Origin of the sequence: Polyangium sp. 15x6 (assembly GCF_029960785.1) — a bacterium.
Taxonomy (GTDB): domain Bacteria; phylum Myxococcota_A; class Polyangia; order Polyangiales; family Polyangiaceae; genus Polyangium.
In genome coordinates this window covers 1-18,873 of sequence record NZ_JASBQE010000060.1, presented here as the reverse complement: position 1 = coordinate 18,873, position 18,873 = coordinate 1, and the positions used below count along the sequence as shown (strand labels likewise).

The 18,873-nt window shown below is 68.1% G+C and carries 12 protein-coding genes and 1 pseudogene; 5 read left to right on the top strand and 8 right to left on the bottom strand.

Annotated features, from left to right (window positions below):
* Nucleotides 1–85 precede the first annotated feature (85 nt).
* A complete protein-coding gene (locus QHF83_RS33935) occupies nucleotides 86–5,155 on the bottom strand; it encodes an AAA family ATPase (protein ID WP_282422166.1) in 5,070 nt (1,689 codons plus the stop codon).
* A 674-nt stretch (nucleotides 5,156–5,829) separates the two neighbouring features.
* Between QHF83_RS33935 and QHF83_RS33930 the strand changes: the two genes are divergently transcribed.
* Nucleotides 5,830–6,801 (top strand): hypothetical protein, encoded by a 972-nt coding sequence (locus QHF83_RS33930; RefSeq protein WP_282422165.1) that lies wholly within the window; start codon nucleotides 5,830–5,832, stop codon nucleotides 6,799–6,801.
* 11 nt (nucleotides 6,802–6,812) lie between these two features.
* Here QHF83_RS33930 and QHF83_RS33925 read toward each other — a convergent pair whose 3' ends face one another.
* The 3 genes from QHF83_RS33925 to QHF83_RS33915 form a co-directional block, all read right to left on the bottom strand.
* Nucleotides 6,813–8,993 carry an alkaline phosphatase D family protein gene (locus QHF83_RS33925; protein WP_282422164.1) on the bottom strand — a complete coding sequence of 727 codons (2,181 nt, stop codon included), beginning with the start codon at nucleotides 8,991–8,993 and terminating at the stop codon, nucleotides 6,813–6,815.
* Nucleotides 8,994–9,062: 69 nt separating this feature from the next.
* Complete coding sequence (locus QHF83_RS33920) at nucleotides 9,063–10,898, bottom strand: ATP-binding protein (protein WP_282422163.1); 1,836 nt, start codon at nucleotides 10,896–10,898, stop codon at nucleotides 9,063–9,065.
* Entirely contained in the window at nucleotides 10,895–11,608 is a 714-nt protein-coding gene (locus tag QHF83_RS33915) for a response regulator (protein WP_282422162.1), read from the bottom strand. The genes QHF83_RS33920 and QHF83_RS33915 overlap by 4 nt, the downstream gene beginning before the upstream one ends.
* Before the next feature lie 169 nt (nucleotides 11,609–11,777).
* Between QHF83_RS33915 and ndk the strand changes: the two genes are divergently transcribed.
* Genes ndk through dapE form a run of 4 tightly spaced genes read left to right on the top strand, consistent with a single transcriptional unit; the run spans nucleotide 11,778 to nucleotide 14,974 of the window.
* A complete protein-coding gene (gene ndk, locus QHF83_RS33910) occupies nucleotides 11,778–12,206 on the top strand; it encodes a nucleoside-diphosphate kinase (RefSeq protein ID WP_272427217.1) in 429 nt (142 codons plus the stop codon).
* Nucleotides 12,203–13,042: a hypothetical protein gene (locus QHF83_RS33905; protein ID WP_282422161.1), complete on the top strand. Its 840-nt coding sequence runs from the start codon at nucleotides 12,203–12,205 to the stop codon at nucleotides 13,040–13,042. The genes ndk and QHF83_RS33905 overlap by 4 nt, the downstream gene beginning before the upstream one ends.
* 22 nt (nucleotides 13,043–13,064) lie before the next feature.
* The gene (locus tag QHF83_RS33900; protein ID WP_282422160.1) at nucleotides 13,065–13,895 is read left to right on the top strand and encodes a 2,3,4,5-tetrahydropyridine-2,6-dicarboxylate N-succinyltransferase; all 831 of its coding nucleotides are present in this window, start codon (nucleotides 13,065–13,067) and stop codon (nucleotides 13,893–13,895) included.
* Nucleotides 13,892–14,974: a succinyl-diaminopimelate desuccinylase gene (gene dapE / locus QHF83_RS33895; RefSeq protein WP_282422159.1), complete on the top strand. Its 1,083-nt coding sequence runs from the start codon at nucleotides 13,892–13,894 to the stop codon at nucleotides 14,972–14,974. The genes QHF83_RS33900 and dapE overlap by 4 nt, the downstream gene beginning before the upstream one ends.
* Nucleotides 14,975–15,330: 356 nt before the next feature.
* Here dapE and QHF83_RS33890 read toward each other — a convergent pair whose 3' ends face one another.
* From QHF83_RS33890 to QHF83_RS33875, 4 genes and pseudogenes are all read right to left on the bottom strand, one after another.
* Complete coding sequence (locus QHF83_RS33890) at nucleotides 15,331–15,909, bottom strand: adenine phosphoribosyltransferase (RefSeq protein ID WP_282422158.1); 579 nt, start codon at nucleotides 15,907–15,909, stop codon at nucleotides 15,331–15,333.
* A gap of 11 nt (nucleotides 15,910–15,920) precedes the next feature.
* Nucleotides 15,921–16,709, bottom strand: a complete 789-nt coding sequence (surE, locus tag QHF83_RS33885) for a 5'/3'-nucleotidase SurE (RefSeq protein WP_282422157.1) — start codon at nucleotides 16,707–16,709, stop codon at nucleotides 15,921–15,923.
* A 3-nt stretch (nucleotides 16,710–16,712) separates the two neighbouring features.
* Complete coding sequence (locus QHF83_RS33880) at nucleotides 16,713–18,356, bottom strand: aldehyde dehydrogenase family protein (RefSeq protein WP_282422156.1); 1,644 nt, start codon at nucleotides 18,354–18,356, stop codon at nucleotides 16,713–16,715.
* Between the two features lie 119 nt (nucleotides 18,357–18,475).
* Nucleotides 18,476–18,873, bottom strand: a pseudogene (locus QHF83_RS33875) (hypothetical protein); the annotation flags it as partial.

Sequence of the window (18,873 nt, the reverse complement as noted above, 5' to 3'; positions counted from 1 at the left end):
CGAGGCCGAACAAGGCTCGCCGGCGTTGGGGCGCGAGAGGCGCGCAGCCTTTAAGCCCAGAAGCAGGGGGCGCGGACTGGGCGGGTTAGACGTCCTGTACCTGTGTGAAGAGGGCGTCGGCTGCGGCGTCGAGGCGGTCGACTTCGTCTTCATACCAGTGCTCGAAGGAGGCGGATTTGAAGAGCATGGTCTCCAGCCGGGCGTAACTGCGGGGACAGTCGAGCAAGATGCGCACAAGGTCATCCTTGTTGAACCATCGCATCGGAATGAGGAGCAACTCCATGAGCCTGAGGTCGTAGTCGCGTATCTGCCGAAAGCGCGGGTGCGCGCGCAGGCTCCCGAAGGCGCGCCAGAGTGGGATGTTATCGTCGTGCTGGGGATGCTTGCTCTTCCGATCGAAGCGGCCGTGCCAGCGCTGGAACAGCACCCCGAGCACGGGATCGATTACAGGATCGTCGATCCGCCCCGCCAGGGAACACAAGCACTCGAGCAAGCCGTCCGTACCCACGCTGGCGTAGCGGCTCAGGTAGGGAACGAGGCGGGTGTCCACGAGCTTCCGGATCGGATCGATCCGAAAAGAATCGTCGAACTGGGGGATGATCACGTCCCCGTGCTCGGCAAGTTCCCGGTAGAAACGATCGGGGTCGCCTGCTGCCCCGAGGTGCTCCAGGAATGACGTGAGGTACTGGCCGCCCTCCGAAAGGAGGCGCGCGTGCCAGGGAATGGCGACATCGAAGCGATTGGCTGCTGCGACGGCGGGCCGTAAGCTCGATCGAAGCTGGGCATGATTGTCGCGCCGGCGGTGCTCGACGCCGCCTACCGTAACTGCACCAGCGACGAAAGAAATGTCTGGCTCGACGGATACACTCTCCGTGATGTAATCGTTTATGGGATCGAGCAAATTGACGAGATGCTGCAGCTCGGTCGCATCCTGACACGATAGAACGAAGGGCGGATCGCCCGAGAGTTTGCCGGTGCCGAGCGTCGTCACCACATCCGCAGCGGTCAGCGTGGTAGGCAGCGGCTTAGGCGCGTCTCGGGGGAGCACGATCGGGCGATCCGCGCGCTTCTGGAAGTTCTTCACCGCGTTGGCCGCGAAGGGGCTGTCGGGAAAGCGGCTCTGGGCGATGAGGGTTCGTAGCCGCTCGGTAATATCGTCCGTGACGACATGTCCCTTTGCATACTCGCTGCAAGCCCGTACAAGGAGCCACTCGGTGTCCGCGGCACGAATGATCTCCTCGATGCGCTCGTAGCGCCCGTTCAGCCGGAGTCCGCGAAGCACGGCAGCATGGAGGATGGGGACATGCAACTCGTCGATCAAGCGCTGAAGAGCCTCAGGCTTAGGAGGGGCGTTCCGACGGAGCAGCCTGTCCACTGCCCATTGCGCGGTCGACGTACCGTCAGGTGTCCCATGACGGGACAAGGCGTCCTCGACGAACTGGTCGAACCATACGCTCCAGACTCTTGCGGCTCCGAAGGCTGTGAGAATTCGTAACTGCTCTTGGTCAGGTTCGAGCTCCAAGATGGCGCACAGGGCGTGATGTCCGAGCAGTGCGTGGCTCTTGTCCATCGTGAAGGGCGACCGCTCGCGCATCACAGGTTCGACGATGTGCGCGAGCGCCAGGTCGAACGGCAGTTGATTTGCGGCAAGAATGGCGGCGCGACGGAGCTGCCAGGGGTTGCCAGGCTCGGTCGCAGCGGCGACCAGCAGAGAGGCCTCGGACTCGGCACGCAAGCGTCCCGCCAAGATGCAGCGCCAGAGAGAGGCGTTCTGGGAGTGCGGCCAGGAGGACGCGTCATCCAGGGTGGCAGGGCTGCTCGCGACGAGGGCCACCATTCCGGACTGAAGAATCGTCGAATTCTTCTCCTTCTCGAGCATCGTCTTCAGCGGTGCCGCCGCCCGCCTTGAGCGACGGGCCTGAAGTGCCATGCACGCGAAGCTCCGCACGTGAGCAGATGGATGCGCGAGCGCACGGAGTAGCATGCTCATGGCTGGTTCGCCGGGAAGCTCACCGAGCCGCATGACGAGCGGAGCAAAGAGCATCGAGCGACGCTCGTCCATGCAGTTATTCAGCGCCTCTTCGAGCAGAGGTACAGCTTCCTCGAATGGTCGAAAGACACATTCCATTAGGAATCTGAACTTCCAAAAATCGCCGAGGTGCGGCTCCGATTCCAGGACACACTGCAAAAGACGCCCCGAGTCGACGTCAAGCCACCGAAGAACCGCAAGGGCCAATTCTCGCTTTTCTACATCACAGCGCACGTCGAGGAAGCGATGCTCGAAGACCTTCGAGTCGAAGAAGAAGGGACATGCAGCGGCTATGAACTGGATTGCAAATCGAATCCGTGAGGTGTGGTCTCTATACCGATCTGCGAATTCGGCGACGCGTGGTTCAGCCAGAAATGTCAGGACGCGTAAAGCATTTTCCTTGGTGATGTCATCGTCCTGATCACCTTCGAGGACTTCGACACATGCTTTCCGTAGGTCGCCACGTCGCGCCCAAACGAGCGCGGCTAAGCTTCCAAGTAACGGAGAACGAGCGGCCAGCATGGCGTTCGTATCCGGTAGGGGAATCGCTCCCAAAAACGCAATAATCTCCTCCCGGTTGCGTAGCGGCAGTAAAATTGGCGGCCCCTTCCTGGCCACATAGCTCCCCCGGTCCTCCCGCGGGCGCTTATGCGTCTCTACGAACGGGAGCACCTTCTGCAGCACCTCTCGCCGCGGATCGAGCACCAGGAGTTCAAGCAACTCCCATTTCATCACGTCGTCCTGTGCATCGAAGATCGCAAGCATTCGCGCATCGACCCGCGCCTCGCCCCGCTGCGCGCCTTGCGTGATGTACTTGAATCGCCGGGTTGACGGGCGCCCGTCTTCTCTTCGCGGTGCCTTGAGACCGAAAACCGTAAGGTCGTGCAGACGCCCCGGATCGCAGGCCAGGATGGACTCCACCATCCACCACGCCCACTGATACTCCGTATCGAACCGGCCCGCCTGCGCACGAAGCCCGGCCATCAGCATCTCTCCCGTGCCTGCGTCTCCCAAGCGCCGCAGGAGACGCGGGATCAGGTACGCATGCTCCGGCAGCGTCCCCTGAAGCAGCGCGTCCGCAAGCTCCGCGCCCGTGACGAGCCGGCGCTCGGCCACGTAGTCCATCAGCGCATACGCGTGCTGTCCCGCTAGGAACGCCTCGCGTGCCTTGCGGTGCGCCTCCTCCTGCCGCCCGGCGCAGTCCAGATGGTGAATCTCCGCCAGCTGCTTCCCCTGTTGCCCATACCAGGCCGCCAGCGCTCCATGGGCCTCCCGGCGGCGCGTCACCGGCATGTCGTCCTCTACGCTGCGACGCACCGTCTCGTGCATCTCCAGCCGCTCGGCGTCGTGATGATGCAGCAGCCCGAGGTCGAGGAGCTTGTCGATCGCGGCCTTGATTCGATCCTCCGGAAAGACGTCCATCGCCTCCGTCGGGCGAAACGGCAGGAACAGGCAGGCGAGCTTGTCGGCCGCGGGGCGTAGCGCGGGCGCGAGGCGATCGATGCGCTCTCGCTGCGCACGCGGGACCATCTGCTCCGGTGGCGCTGCGACGATCCGCTCCATGCTCTCGATCGAGGTCGCCCGCGCGAGGTCGTACGCGAGCCGCGCGAAGAGGCCAGCCACGCGCCCAGCGGCTGCGCGCTGGTACACGTTCCACAGCCGCTCGCGGGCCATGTTCCCGTGGAAGTGGTCCACCAGCTTCGCGAACTCTTCGAACTGGAACCCGATCTGCTCGATCCTCACCGGGATGCCGGCCAGCTCTCGCTCGAGCGAGGTGAGACCTCGCAGCGCGCTCTCCTGTCCGAAGATCACGAACGTGCAGCGTTCCAGCGGCCCGGCCTGCAAGAAAATCGAGAGGAGCCGCGCGAACTCATCGTCACAGTCGCCTTGCGCCAGGTCCACGAGGACCAACGTATTTTCTTGAACTTCGCCGAGAGCGCGCGCGACCTCGCGCACGCGCTCTTCCTCGGTGATGCCCGATCGCATCGCCGCATCTCGCGGGCCCGCCCCCCCGCGCTTTCGCAGGTGAAACGATAACCCCGTGAGCACTTCACGCAGCGTTCGATCCCGTCGCACCTCGGCATAAACCACGTCCACGTCCGCGGCCGAGCGCTTCACGTGATCGTACACGGCCCGCGCCAGGCTCGTCTTTCCCGAGCCCGCCACGCCCACGACCTCCAGCGCCCGGCAAGGCATCGCGCTCAGGATCTTGTCGACCAGCTCTTGCCGCTCGATGTACGGAACCGGCAACGGCGGCGGTTCGCGCAGGGGCATCATCTCCGGCCACACCCGCGCCACCAGCGCATCGAGTGCGTCACGGTCGATCCAGGTCCCGCGGCGCACGGCCACATCGTCGACGAACATCCGCATGTTGCCGAAGACCGTGTCGACGATGCGCTCCCGGGAGATCGGATAGGTCTGCGCGAGCTCAACACACACGCGAGCGCGCACCTCGTCGTCACGCCCGAACGTGCTCCGTGTGCGGATCCGAGAGAGCAACTCGGGGAGGTCGCGGTGATGCTCGCGGACGAGTTCCTCGTAGCGCTGGATTTTCTCCGCTGTCGCACCGAGCGGGCCCACGCGTGCGCCGAAGGCCGCTACCATCTTCCCGAGCGCGTCCTCCGGAGTGGCGCCGGGCTCTGGATCAAACCGCCACTGGCCGACGGATTGTCGGCCCTTCGGCGAAAGCTCCGCCGTCACGCTGGAGTCCTCGCGCGCAAGGAGATGGACCGTGTGGAGGTACGCGTGCAGCGCGAGGGTCGGTGCATCGAGCCCTGCGTCCACGAGCGCCCGTACCTCGGGCTCGACGTCGTCTCCCAAGATCCAGCGCTGCACGTGCTCGTTGCCGCGCAGATGCACGATCGCGTCTGGTAGCAGCGTCTGCGTGACCTTCCTGAGGTTCCAGGGCTCGAGCTTGAGGTGGCCGCTGTCGTCCTCGCTCGGCTTCTTGATCTGGATGTACTCGCATCGCTGGCGGCCGTTCTCGCTCCACTCGAGCACCAGATCGTCCGCCCCCTCGGGGCGCGCCCGCGCACCCGGGTGTGCCGCGAAGTGCGGCAGGAGCACGTCGAGGATGACGGTCGCCTGGTAGATGAAGCCTTTCAGAGCATGAATGCCGCCGTCCATGAGCGCACCCCCGAGCTCGTCGTTCCAGCCCAAACAAACCATCCGAGCCGTCTCCTGTCACGTCCAGGCGTGCAAACTTCGACGGCATAGAAGCAGATCTGCTGGGGCCAGCGCTCTCATGCGCGCGACATGCACGGAGTGGTCTCCCCCGCGCATGTTTCCCCCCGGGAGGACAAGTCTCCGCGGCGACGGATGCTCGGAGCGTGCCCAAACAGGAGGCGCCGCCCTGCCCGGGAGACGCCTTGCAGGGAAACAGTGGCCATCGCGCGTTCCCGGAGGAAGTTCACGCCGCGAAGTTCGCTGAGGGGCTGTGGACCGAGCTTGTCGAGCTGCCGAACACGGGCCGTCGACCGTCGACGGACCGTGTTCCGCCCCAGGACCGACCCGCATCCGGGCGAGCGTCGCCTTTCGGGCGTCCTCCCACGCGCCCTCGCCCGGCGATGTCACCTGTCCGGCGGCGGAACACGCGGCGTCGACCGAGGAGGCCGCGTGTCCGGGCTCATCTCCGAGGACAGATATCGCGGCAGACCCCATGACATCCCGTGAGACGCCAGCACACCGAGGCCTTTGACGCCACTGCGCGGAGGTGCTTTCGTTGGCTGGCAGATGCGTGATGCCTGGCGGATCGGGAAGGCTGCATGAGCCCCATCGGCGCCCGTGCCGCTCCGTTCACCATGGTTCTCGCGCTGTGCGCCTGCGCGACGCCGAGCCCGCGCTCGGTGGCGGACTGCAATGATCAGACGGTGCGCGGCTTCTGGGAGAGCCTCCAGGGCGACACCGTCCTCCTGCGGCACTGGCACGGCTCCAAAGCCAGCAGCCGTTGCCGCGAGGGCGACGATGCAGCCTCCTGCGAGGCGCGTGCGCGTGCCGGGCTGGCTCGCCGGATCTCAGCCGGACGGCCTGTTCATGGCTGCATCAGCGAGCCGGGCGGCACCTGCCTGGTGGTGCGTCACGATGGGGAGGTGTCCACCGTGCGTCATGAGGGGAACGGGTGGGACAACCTGGCCAGAGCTCTCTGGGGCCGCTGGGGCCGCGACGAGGTCGAGCTGCTCACCGTGGGCAGCGGAGAGGCGCGCACGGCGACCGCGTCCGCGCCGCGGGAGGAGGAGAGCGCGCGCTTCCGGCTCCTCTTGCGGGCTCCGTCCGCGACGCAGGCCAGGGCGGAGATCAAGCGAGCCGCGGGGGAATGGCCGGCGCTGAAGGTCAACATCTGGTCGTCGATGTCCGACCCCCCGGACTGGCTGGACGCGTCCGTCTCGTGCCGGCCCAAAGACAAGCCGCATCCGAGCACGCACACAGGGCCGTGGCACTGCCTCGCCGGGCCGTCCGACCCCAAGGAGCTGAGCCCCAACGAGTGCTACCCGAGCGAGAAGGCCTGCGCCTCCGGCCGCGAGGAGCTGATGGACGAGGTCCGCTTTCGGGGGGGCCGCCCGGAAGAGATCGGGACTTGCTCAGCGGCCCCTCGGGTCCACTGTTACGCGATGAAGAAGGATTACTCGAACCTGGGAGCATGGCAGTCGTACCGATCGTACTTCTGCTTCCCCACGCGCGAACGATGCGAGAAGCTCCGGCCGGAGCACCCCTGGCACGCGAGCGTCGAGTCGGCGTGCTTCGAGGCCGGGTCCGGGGTCAGCGGCGGCGGCTGACGGGAGCGGGATCAGGTCCACATGAGCGTTTCCGGATCCCAGCGCTTCCACGCGCCGTCGATCTCCTTGAAGAGGTCATTCCCTCCAGCCACCGTCTTGAAGCGCGCCTTTTGCATCTTGGCCACGAAATCGGCCGCCTTGCCGGCGTAACTCGTGGTGACTTCCTTCCCGGAGACCGAGTGCAGGGTCACGACGATCTCCTCGGCGCTCACCTCGGCGATTGCATAACCGTGCGTGTTGCTCTCCGAATGGGCGAGGTGCGGGTTCACCTTCGTCTCGGTGTCGAGCACGAGGTCGTCGATCTGGAGCGCGAGCAGCGGGGCCGCGGGGATCTGGCTCAGGACCGGATCGGACTTCACCTGCGAGCTCAGCTCGTCGCGGAAGGGCGTCGAGGAGACGGCGCCCGTCATGAATTCGACGATCTTTTTCGCGGGATCCTGCTCGGCCCAGGGCGTGCCGACCATGAACGTGTGCAAATCGCCGGTCAATGCGACGACGTTGCCGAGCCCGCCGATCTTGCCGAGCAGCTCGTTGCGTTTGTCGCGGAAACCGTCCCAGCCCTCGACGCCCATGTAGAAGCGGCGCTGCACGTTCGCCGGAATGCCCACGACCTGCCGCAGATCGACCTGGACCGGGACGATGTTGAACTCGTTCGCCCATACCTTCCACGTCTTCGTGGAGCCCGTGAGCGTCTCGAGGAACCAGGCCTCCTGCGCCTCGCCCATGACGTCCTGGGTCTTGGGATCCGCGGCGTAGCGGAGCGTGCTGAAGACGTCGAACGCGTCCTTGTGGACGAAATAACGCGTGCCGATCTGCGCGTAGAAGCTGACCTTGTTGAGGTCGAAATACGAGAGGCCCCGCGATAGGCCCGTCGGGTCGATGGTCGGGATGGGCGGCTCGGGCGGATTCGCGCCGCCGTTGATCTGCGCGACGACGGCGTTGATGTAATCGACGCTCACGTTGCCCGTGACCTTCGTGGCGTCGTACTCCGCGGCCATTGCGGCTTGCGAGAGGACGTCCTTGTAAAGGCCGCCCGCGTACGTCTCGATGTCGACGTAGGGCGTGGCGATCGTGGGGCCGGGCAAGCCGCCGGGCGAGGCCGTGAGCGTGGCCTGGTCGAAGATGACCGCGCCGGGGAAGGCGTCCTCGGCGATCAGGTGATCGGGCCGGTAGCTCCGGAGGTCGGTCACGACCAGGTGGATGTGCTTGCCGAACGTGAAATCACGATAGATGCGGATGTCGTTCGGGTAATCGGCGGCCGGGTCGTACTTGAAGTCGGGGTCGTCGGCATAATCGACGGGCTGGTACTCGAACCAGGCCTGGTTCGCGGCCTTCCGGCGCGCGACGTCGAGCTCGCTCGCGCGGCCGCTCAGGTAATTGCCGTTCGCGCCCCAGCAGTCGTTCGAGAACTCGTGATCGTCCCAGGTCGGGATCATCGGGAACTTTTCGTGAATGGCCTGGAGCGCAGGGTCGGAGCGATAGGTGCGGTAGAGATCGCGGTAGTTGTCGAGCGATTTCGCCGCGTAGAATTTCTCTTCGCCGTTCGCCCCGAGCTCGATCGCCGAGGCGGGGTCGTGGAAGACGACCTTGCGCGCGTCGTCCGGCGTCTGGAACGAGGGGTCGCCCGTGGTCTCGTAAATGTAATCGCCGAGGTGCACCACGAAATCGAGCTCCTCGTTCCCCAGCGCGAGGAGGGTGTTGTAATACCGTCCGACAAAGTCCTGGCAGGAGACGAAGGCGAAGCGCACCGGCACGTCCGCGTCCTCCGCGGGCGCCGTCTTCGTGCGGCCGACGCGGGAGACGTAATGGATCCCGCCGCGCTCGTAGACGAATCGATAGTAGTAGGTCTTGCCGGGGTCGCCGACGATGCGCGCCTTGACGCAGTTGTCGTAGGCGGCGAGGGCGCGGAGCTTGGTGGGCCCGGAGACGGGCTTCGTGAATGCGGCGTCGAGCGCGACCTCGAGCTCGATGTCGAGGTCCCAGCCCGCCTTTTCGCCGTCGACGACGCGCGTCCAGACGACGACGCTCTCGGGGCGCGGATCCCCCGAGGCGACGGATTGCGGGAAATATGCCTTCCCGTCCACGAGCTCGCGATTGCCCGCGGGGTTCGAGTCATCGCCGCCGCATCCAGGAACGAAGGCGGCGCCGACGGTGACGACGGTTGCGCGAAGGAAGCTTCTACGGCTCAGCATGATCGAAATGTGCCAGAGCCGGGGGGCGCAGCAAAAGCCCGAACGGATGCTTTTTGTTCTGCGTGAAAGCTAGATGCGGTCGCGCGACGCCCGTTCACCCGTGGGCGGGAGCCGCACGGTGAACGTCGAGCCTTTTCCGAGCTGGCTCTCGACGTCGATCGTGCCGTTCATCAGCTCCACGAGGTGCTTGACGATACTGAGGCCGAGGCCCGTGCCTCCGAGGTCGCGCGAGCGGCCCGCGTCGACGCGGTAGAAGCGCTCGAAAATGCGGCCGAGGTGCGCCGGCGGGATGCCGGGGCCGTCGTCCTTGACGCTGATCTCGACGCCGCCGCCGGCCTTCGGGCGCGCAGCGACGACGACGTGCGCGCCCTCGCCGGCGTACTTCGTGGCGTTGTCGCACAGGTTCATGAGGACCTGCTCCATGGCGCGGCGATCGATGCGCGCGGGCAGCGGGCCCTCGGGCCGCTCGATGCGAAGCTCGACCTTGCGGCGCCGCGCAGCCTCGTCGAGCAGCCGCGCGACGTGCGTGACGGCGGGAGTCACGTCCTGCTCGACGAGCTTCAAGCGGTAGTTCTTGCTCTCGATCTTCGAGAGATCGAGCAAGTCGTCGACGAGCTGCCGCAGGCGCTTGGCGTGACGATCGATGACGTCGACGAACTCGGCGGCTTCCTCGGGCTCGGCGAGCGCGCCGGCGAGGAGGGTCTCGGCCGCGGTGCTGATGGCCGTGACCGGGGTGCGGAGCTCGTGCGAGACGTTCGCCACGAAGTCGGTGCGGATCGTCTCCAGGCGCCGGAGGTCCGTGACGTCGTGGAAGACGGCGATGAGGCCGCGATCGTTGGTGGTCTGACGATCACGATCCTTGCGGCTCGGGAGCTTGGAGACGCGCACGAGGAGCTTGCGCGGGAGCAAGCCCGAGAGCTCGACCTCGCGCACGACGGCCTCGCTGCTCGCGGCGGCGCGATCGAGCGCCTCCTGGAGCGAGGCGTTGCGGATGACCTCGATCACGCTCTTGCCGATCGTGCCTTCGCCGACGAGTGTCATGCCGCGCAGCGCGCGGTTCGCGAGGACGATCCGCGCGTCGCCGTCGGTGACGAGCACGCCCTCGTTCATGCCGTCGAGGATCGAGGCGAGGAGATCACGCTCGTCGCGGAGCTCTTCGATCGCCGCGAGGAGCTCGCTCGAGAGGCGGTTCAAGGCGCGGCCGAGCTGCGCGGTCTCGTCGGTGCCCTGCGCGGGCGCGTGGATCGCGAGGTTGCCGCCGGCCATCGCCAGCGCGGCCTCGGTCAAGCTGCGGACGGGGCGCGTGAGCAGGTACGTGCCGAACGCGCTCATCGCCACGGCCGCGGCGATCGCGACGGCGATGCCCACGAGCAAGAAGAGGCGCGCGCTCCCGATGGCGGCGTCGACGCCCGTGAGCGGTACGGCGATGCGCACGACGGAGACGCCATGCTCGGGCCTCGGGTAGCGGCGCGCGGCGTAGATCATGCGCTGGCCGAGGGTGCCGCTGTAGCGGAACGCGCTGCCCGTGCCGGTCGCGAGCGCGGAAGCGATCTCCTCACGCGAGGCGTGGTTCTCGGTCCGCGAGACTTCGTCCGGCGTGAGCTCGGAGTCGCCGAGCACGGCGCCGCCCGGGACGATGAGCGTGACGCGTCCGCCGGAGAGCGCGCCGAGCTCGTCGGCGAGCGCGTCGAGCGTGGCGCCCTCGGCGCACGGGGCGGCCTCGCAGCGGCGGCGGACGATGTCCTCGCAGAGGCGAAGCTCGCCCGTGAGCTGCACCATCGTGCGCTCGATCATGAGCGCTTCGAGCGAGCGGGTGCCGAAGCGCTCGATCGCGAAGCCCGCGACGAGCATGAGGACGACCGACGCGATGATGAGCTTCGCGCGGATGCCGAGGCGGCCGATCATTCGTCCGAGGGCGTGGAGAGCTCGCCGGGCTCGGCGCGGAAGCGGTAGCCGACGCCGCGCACGGTCTCGACGTAGTCACCGGCGAGGCCGAGCTTTTCGCGCACGCGCTTGACGTGCGTGTCGACGTTGCGGGCCGTGACGTCGACGTGCGAGCCCCAGACCTCGTCGAGCAGGACGTCGCGGGTCATGACGCGGCCGCGGCGGTCGAAGAGCACGACGAGCAGCTTGAACTCGAGCGCGGTGAAGGAGATCTCCTCGCCATTCACCCAGGCGCGGTGCGCGGCGCGATCGACGCGCAGGACGCCGAAATCGATCTTCGCGCCGTCCGTCGGCGTGCCCTCGGCGCGGCGCAGGATCGCGCGAGCCCGCAGGATGAGCTCGCGGACCGAGAAGGGTTTGACCACGTAGTCGTCGGCGCCGAGCTCGAAGCCGACCACGCGGTCCACCTCTTCGCCTTTGGCCGTGACCATGATGACGGGGATGCTGGCCGTCTCCGGGCTCTGCTTGAGGCGCTTGCACACCTCGGTGCCCGGCATGTCGGGGAGCATGAGATCGAGGATCACGAGGTCGAACGGCTCTTCTTTGACCGCGCGGAGCGCAGTCTCGCCGTTCATCGCGGAGACGACGTCGAACCCCGCCTGCTTGAAGTTGTAGGACAGGACGCGCTGAAGGTCGCGCTCGTCCTCGACGATGAGAACGTTCGTCGGCATGCGTGGGCCCCACCTCTAGCAGCCTTGTGTGACAGGCGCGTGGCGCGCGGTCCAGCATGTGGGCGAGCCGAGCCATGGGGGCCCGCGGCCCTGCCGCGAAGGCAATAACGACAGTCCGGCGCGAGCTTTCCTTGCGCGCACGCCCTCTTTCTTCTAGTAGGGGCGCCTCATGGCTCTGGAGCGCACTCTTTCCATCGTCAAGCCCGATGCGGTCGAGAAGAACCACACGGGCGCGATCATCGCCCGCCTCGAACAGGAGGGCTTCATCGTTCGCGCGATGAAGCGGGTCCACCTCAGCCGCGCCGAGGCCGAAGGCTTCTACGCGGAGCACCGTGGACGCGGCTTCTTCGACGAGCTCGTCACGTTCATGTCCCGCAGCCCGATCGTCATCATGGCGCTCGAGCGCGAGGACGCGATCGCGAAGTACCGCGAGGTCATCGGCGCGACGAACCCCGCGAACGCCGCCGAGGGCACGATCCGCAAGCTGTACGCCGCGAGCGTCGGCGAGAACGCGGTGCACGGCTCGGACAAGCCCGAGTCCGCGGCGCGCGAGATCGCCTACTTCTTCGCCGGCTACGAGGTTTCTCCTCGCGCGTGACCGGATCGGAGCGCGGAGAAACACCGCTCGCCATCGCGCGCGGCGCGGTCCGTGAGGGCCTCGCCGCGCTCGAAGGTTTTTCCGATTTGCTCGGCTCGCGCCGCATCGGGCCACGCGCGCTCGCGCAAGCGAGGAGCGAGATGGTCCCGGCCTGCGAGGCGCTCCGCGCGTCCCTTTCCGAGCTCGAACAAGCGTTCGTCGCGGCGTTCTCCTCCGATGAGGAGGCCCAAGAGCAAGCCCGTACCCTCGGCGCACACGCAGGCGCGTGTGTCACTGCTCTCTCGTCCGCTCTCTCCGACGGGGGCTCGCTCTCCGATGCGCGGCGGCGGCTCGCGCTGGAAGCCGCCGTGCGCAAGCATGGAGCGGAGCTCCGGGACGCGTTCGCGGTCGCGGAGCTCTTCGCCGCGTCCGTCGCGCCCACACGCACGGAGCTCGATCTCGTGGACGTGCTGGAGCAACGGTTCGGCGCGAATCGATCCGCCGAGGAGGGGGTGGTTCGGATCGCGGTGGATGCGCCGCGGCCTTCGTGGCTCGTGGCGGATCGGCACGTGCTCGGCGGGCTCGTGGAGCTCGCCGCGCCGATCGCCTCGCGGCGCGGGACGGTGACGGCGCGGCTCGGCGTGGCGCGTTCGTCCGGGGGTGGGCTGCTCGTTCGCTTGAGCCCGGCGCCGCGGAACGCCGCAGCGACGCGGCTCGTGCTGTCCGTGACGGCGCGGGGCGAGGTGCCGGGTTCGCTCGGGGTCGCCCGCGTGGCTGCGCGTCGCGCGAAGCTCGGGCTCACGATCGACGTGGCGGCGGGGATCGTGTCGATGGAGAGCGAGCGCGAGGCGCCCTGAAATCCGTGCTATCTCGGCCGGGATGACGAACCTCGCCGACTCCCTCGCGCCGCTCGTCTCGGCCACATTCGCCGATCGTTCCCTGCTGAAGGATCCCGAGCACGAGCGCGCCGTGCTGCAGACGATCGACGCGCTCGATCGTGGCGTTCTCCGCGTCGCCGAGCCCGTCTCCGAGGGCAACTGGGTGACGCACGCGTGGGTGAAGCAGGCCATCCTGCTCTACTTCGCCGTGCAGAAGATGTCGGTGATGGAGGCGGGGCCGCTGGAGTTCCACGACAAGATCCCGCTCAAGCGTGGTCTCGAAGCCGCGGGCGTGCGCGTGGTGCCGCCGGGCACGGTGCGCTACGGCGCGTTCCTCGAGCCGGGGGCGATCCTGATGCCGGGCTACGTGAACATCGGGGCGCGCGTGGGCGCGGGGACGATGGTCGATACGTGGGCGACCGTGGGATCGTGCGCGCAGATCGGTCGCGATTGCCACCTCGCAGGCGGCGTCGGGATCGGCGGGGTGCTCGAGCCGCCGAGCGCGCAGCCCGTGATCATCGAGGACGGGGTGTTCGTCGGGTCGCGCGTGATCGTGGTCGAAGGCGTGATCGTGGAGCGCGAGGCGGTACTCGGCGCGGGCGTCGTGCTGACGGCGTCGACGGCGATCCTCGACGTGACGGGGTCCGAGGTCGTGGAGCACCGCGGCCGCGTCCCGGCGCGCAGCGTCGTCATCCCCGGCATGCGGCCGAAGCGTTTTCCAGCGGGCGAGTTCGGCGTGCCCTGCGCGCTCATCATCGGAAAGCGGAGCGAGTCGACCGATCGCAAGGTGTCGCTCAACGCGGCGCTGCGGGACTTCGCGGTGGCCGTATGAGCGGGGGCGAAGCGCGGCTCGTCGAGACGCTTCTTTGGCTCTGCAACATTCCCTCGCCGATCGGAGAGGAGCGCATGATCGCCGATGCGGTCATGGCGCGCGTCTCCCGCGCGTCGCTCGCCGCGCCGCCGCGTCGCCACGGAGATTCGATCGTCGTGCCCGTCACGCGAGGCACAGGCGGGCCACGTGTCGCGCTCGCGGGGCATCTCGACGTCGTGCGGACCTCGCACGATGGTCCGCCGCGCGTGGAGGGTGACAAGCTCTACGGCCCCGGCGCCTCGGACATGAAGTCGGGCCTCGCGCTGATGCTCGATCTCCTGGAGCACGGGGCGCGCGAGTTCGCGGGCACCGATCTCACGTTGATCTTCTACGCGCGTGAAGAAGGTCCCTACGCGGAGAACGAGCTCGGCCGGGTGCTGGCAGACGATTCCGAGGCGACGGCCGTGGATCTCGCCGTCTGCATGGAGCCGTCGGACAACAAGCTGAGCCTCGGCGCGTCAGGCTCGATCCACGCGCGTCTGATGTTCGAGGGCCGCACCGCGCACAGCGCGCGGCCATGGCAAGGCGAGAACGCAATCCACAAGGCCGGCCCCTTCCTCACCGAGCTCGGCGCGCGCGAGCCGCGCACGGTGGTTCTCGATGGTCTCATCTACCGCACAGTCACGTCCGCAACCCTCGCCGAGGGCGGCCGCGGTCGGAACGTCATCCCCGACGCATTCACGCTGAACCTGAACCACCGCTTCTCGCCCGACACCTCGATCGCCGAAGCACAACGCGAGATCGAAGCACTGGTCGCAGGCCGCGCAAAGATCGAGTGGACCGATCTCTCCCCATCCGCACCCCCACACGCCTCACACCCACTCGTCGTCGCACTGAAGGACGCAGGCGTGGCCGGCGTGGAGGCAAAGCAAGCATGGACCGACGTGGCGCGCTTCGCCGCGCTCTCCGTGCCCGCCGTGAACTGGGGCCCCGGCGTGAACGCGCAAGCGCATCAACGGAACGAGTGGACGTCGATCCCACTGCTCGTGGAAGGTCGCGCAATCCTCGGTCGGTTCTTCGAGGCGCTCGGGCGGCGGTAGCGTTTGTTCTTGGGGCGCCTCGCTGGGGCGTTGCCCCAGGCCCCACCAGGGGCTGTCCGCCCCTGGACCCGGACCAGCGCAAGCGCTGGACCCGGGGTCGATGAACTGCGCTCCGCGCAGTTCATCGAACAGGCCGAGGAATGAGCCCTGCCAACCGAGACAGCCGCACTGCCATTTCAACTGGCAACGCTGTCTCACGGGCCCGGTGGAAGAACCGCGCATCGCGCGGTTCTTCCATCCCGAGTCCAGGGCTTGCCCTGGTCCGGGTCGAGGGGCGGATAGCCCCCGCGGGGTCCGGGGCAGCGCCCCGGCGCGGCGGCGCCTTCAGGGCAGCGCCCCGGCGCGGCGGCCTCGGCCTAGCCGCCGACGTGCACGAGTGAGTACACGGCCGGCTGCGTGTTTTCGCTGTCGAGGCGCGATCGTCCTGCCAGGAAATCGAGCTCCACGACGAATGCGAATGCTGCGACGATCCCGCCTTGCCTGCGGGCGAGCTCGGCTGCTGCGCTCGCGGTGCCGCCTGTGGCGAGTACGTCGTCGACCACGAGCACACGCGCGCCTTTCGGGATCGAGTCCATGTGCATCTCGAGCTCGGCCTCGCCGTATTCGAGCGCGTAGGTCAGCCGATCCGTCTTCCAGGGCAGCTTGCCGAGCTTGCGCACGGGAACGAAGCCTGCGTTGAGACGCGTCGCGACGGCGCCGCCGAAGATGAACCCGCGTGACTCGATGCCCACCACGACGTCGATACGCTCGCCGATGAACCGCTCTGCGAGCAGATCGATCGTGATGTGCAGCGCCCGCGGATCTGCGAGCAGCGGCGTGATGTCCTTGAACAGGATGCCGGGCTTCGGGAAGTCGGGCACGTCCCGCAGCTTCGATTGCAGGTACGCGAGCGCATGCGCCCCGGGCAGCTTGTCGGGATCGAACGTGGTCGTCATCGCGGAGAAGACTAGCCCTCGTGTTCTCCGAGGGAAACGGCCGCGCACGTCGCCACGCAGAGGTCGCGGTGCTCCGGCGAGGTGAGATCCAGCGTGAGCGGTGTGACTCCCACTGCGCCCTCGTCGAAGGCCTCGGTGTCCGAGCCGTGCACGTGATCGTGCCGCACCCCGCCGCCGCCGATCCACAGGTACTCCTGCCCGCGCGGATCCTCCCGGAAGATCACGCTCTCCGTGTAGAGCCGCGCGCCGAGCTTCGTGGGACGAACGGACCACGCATCGCCCGGCGGCACGTTCACGTTGAAGAGCGGCGCGCGAGGCGTCGGCGTACGCCGGAAGGCCGTGAGCGCCTCCATCGCGATCCGCGCTCCGATCGCGGCCGCCGCGGCGCGATCGGCCTTCGCGTCGGCTGACACTGCGACTGCCGGCACCCCGCGCATCGCTGCCTCGCGCGCGGCCGCGACCGTGCCCGAGTAGAACACGTCGACGCCCAGGTTGAGCCCGTGGTTCATCCCCGACACCACGAGATCGGGCTTCCGCGGCAAGACCCGGCCGCTCGAGTGCATCGCCACGTACACGCAGTCGGCCGGCGTCCCGTCGATCGCGAACACGTCCTCCGAGACCTTACGAAGCCGTAGGATCCTGTGCAGGCTGAGCGAGTGGCTCGTGGCGCTCTGGTTCACCTCGGGCGCGCACACGATCACGCGGCCGTACGGGGCGAGCGCCGCGTGCATCGCGCGCAGGTTCTCCGCGGCGTAGCCGTCGTCGTTCGAGAGCAGGATCAGCGGGCGAGAGTCCTCCACGGGTCATCCTCCGAGCAGGCGCTTCGGCAAGGCGAGGGCGAGCTCGAAGACCGCGGCGATGCGGCCGAACAAGCCCGCCCCGCCCCGGGCGCGCGCCATCGCGAAGGCAATCTTGCGCAGCACCGGCGTGTACGGGTACCACCAGAGCTCGCGCGCGGCCTTGTTGCGATCCTCGAGGACGAACTGCGGGCGCGTGAGCTCGCCGAGGGCGTGCGGGCTGTTCGTGATGCCGTACCCGCTCTCGCCCGTGCCCGTCCAGGGCGCCGCGGCCACGGCCGCCGTGAACCCGTGGTTGTTGATCGTCACCACGCCCGTCTTGAGGCGCCGCGCGAGCTCGTGCGCCGCGCCCACGCGCCGCGTCCATACGCTCGTCGTCAGGCCGAAACTCGACGCGTTCACCCGCGTGATCGCGTCCTCGGCGCCGTCCACGAGCACGATCGGCAGGATCGGCCCGAACGTCTCTTCCCTGAGCAGCGGCGTGTCCTCGCGATCGAGCTTCACGACCGTAGGCGCGAACGCGAGCGATCCCGCCTCGGGCGCGCCGCCCGCGAGCACCTCGGCGCCGGCGGCCTCGGCCTCGGCGAGGTGACGCCGCACGATGTCGCATTGCCGCGACGTCGTCAGCACGGCCGTGTCGCGGCCCGGCTCGAGCTTCTTCGTCAGCTCCACGAGGCGCGGCACGAGCTTGTCCGCGATCTTCCGATCCACGTACACGCGCTCGATCGACGCGCAGTTCTGCCCGGCGTTCGTGAACGCGCCCCACACGATGCCGTTCGCCGTCCGCTCGATCGGCGCGTCCGCGAGCACGATGGCCGCGTCCTTGCCGCCGAGCTCGAGCGAGCACGGGATCAGCCGCTCCGCGCAGCGCACCGCCACGCGCCTGCCCGTCGCCACGCTGCCCGTGAACACCACGATGTCCGCTTCGTCGACGACCGCCGCGCCCACGTCCCCACCGCCCTGCACGAGCGCGAGCAGCCCGTCCGGCAGGAGCCCTTCGAACAGCGATGCCACGAGCGCGCCGGCCCGCGGCGTGATCTCGCTCGGCTTGAACAGCACCGCGTTGCCCGCGAGCAGCGCCGGCACGATCGTCCGCAGCGGGATCGCCACGGGGTAATTCCATGGCGTGATGAGCCCGACGAGCCCACGCGGCGCCTTGTGGATCCGGCCGAGCTTGCCGGGATACGCGAGCGGATCGAACTCGACCGTCGTGCCTTCGAGCAACTCTTCGATCGCGTCGGTCCAGTACTCGACGAGGTCCGCGTTCGGCAGCACCTCCGCGAGCGCCGCCTCCTCGACGGGCTTGCCGCACTCGCGATGCACGAGGTTCGCGATCTCCTCGGCGCGCGCGAGGATGCGCTGCTTCACGGGCGCGATCACGCTCGCCCGCTCGCGCGCCGTCTTCGCGGCCCACGCCTTTTGCGCCTCGCGCGCCTTGCGCGCGAGCGCCGGGACCTCGCTCGGCGACGTGGCCGTCACGGCCGGCAGGGCGGATCCATCGAGCGGGCTTTGCGTGGGGAAGGGGCCGCTCGCCCCGTCCGTCGCCGGCGTCGCTCGCGGCGCGCTCGGCGCGCTCGTCTCGTTCGTCTCGTTCGTCTCCGGGGCGTCGCCCTGCGCCTCGGCCGCTTGCCCATCTTGCTGCACGTCCATGCGGCGCGGAGCCTACCATTCCACCTCGGGCTCTGCGCCACCCGCGTTCGAAACGAAGAAGCCCCGAGGCGTGGGGACCTCGAGGCTTCCTCGATGGTGCGCCGCTCTCGCGGCGACCTTCACGGCACGTTGATGGTGACGGTGTTCGCCTTCTGGCAGTTGATCACGGCCGACTGACCCGGCGTGAGCCACTTGGCCTTCGTCGGGTTCGTCTCGCCGAGATCGGCGAGCCGGATGAACTTCGGACCGCAGTCGACCTCGAGCGCCTCGCCGGTGTTACCGACCAGCTTGCCGGTCAGGAACACGAGCGACTGCTTGTTCGACGTCACGGTCAGGATCCCGCGCGTCGCCGGCAGCGTCGCCGGATCCTTCGCCGGCGGGGCTTCCGCCGTCGGCGCGGCGCTGGCGCTCGTCGCGGGCGCGGCCGAAGCGCTGCCCGCGGGCGCGGCCGACGCGCTCGCGGGCGGAGCGGCCAGGGCGCTGTCCGACGGCGCCGGCGCCGTCTCCGCGGTGGCCG

What these genes read in the sequence shown, in the direction of transcription:
- QHF83_RS33935 (WP_282422166.1), bottom strand. Translation starts at nt 5,155, where the DNA reads ATGGACGGCGGCATTCATGCTCTGAAAGGCTTCATCTACCAGGCGACC.
- QHF83_RS33930 (WP_282422165.1), top strand. Translation starts at nt 5,830, where the DNA reads ATGGTTCTCGCGCTGTGCGCCTGCGCGACGCCGAGCCCGCGCTCGGTG.
- QHF83_RS33925 (WP_282422164.1), bottom strand. Translation starts at nt 8,993, where the DNA reads ATGCTGAGCCGTAGAAGCTTCCTTCGCGCAACCGTCGTCACCGTCGGC.
- QHF83_RS33920 (WP_282422163.1), bottom strand. Translation starts at nt 10,898, where the DNA reads ATGATCGGCCGCCTCGGCATCCGCGCGAAGCTCATCATCGCGTCGGTC.
- QHF83_RS33915 (WP_282422162.1), bottom strand. Translation starts at nt 11,608, where the DNA reads ATGCCGACGAACGTTCTCATCGTCGAGGACGAGCGCGACCTTCAGCGC.
- ndk (WP_272427217.1), top strand. Translation starts at nt 11,778, where the DNA reads ATGGCTCTGGAGCGCACTCTTTCCATCGTCAAGCCCGATGCGGTCGAG.
- QHF83_RS33900 (WP_282422160.1), top strand. Translation starts at nt 13,065, where the DNA reads ATGACGAACCTCGCCGACTCCCTCGCGCCGCTCGTCTCGGCCACATTC.
- dapE (WP_282422159.1), top strand. Translation starts at nt 13,892, where the DNA reads ATGAGCGGGGGCGAAGCGCGGCTCGTCGAGACGCTTCTTTGGCTCTGC.
- QHF83_RS33890 (WP_282422158.1), bottom strand. Translation starts at nt 15,909, where the DNA reads ATGACGACCACGTTCGATCCCGACAAGCTGCCCGGGGCGCATGCGCTC.
- QHF83_RS33880 (WP_282422156.1), bottom strand. Translation starts at nt 18,356, where the DNA reads ATGGACGTGCAGCAAGATGGGCAAGCGGCCGAGGCGCAGGGCGACGCC.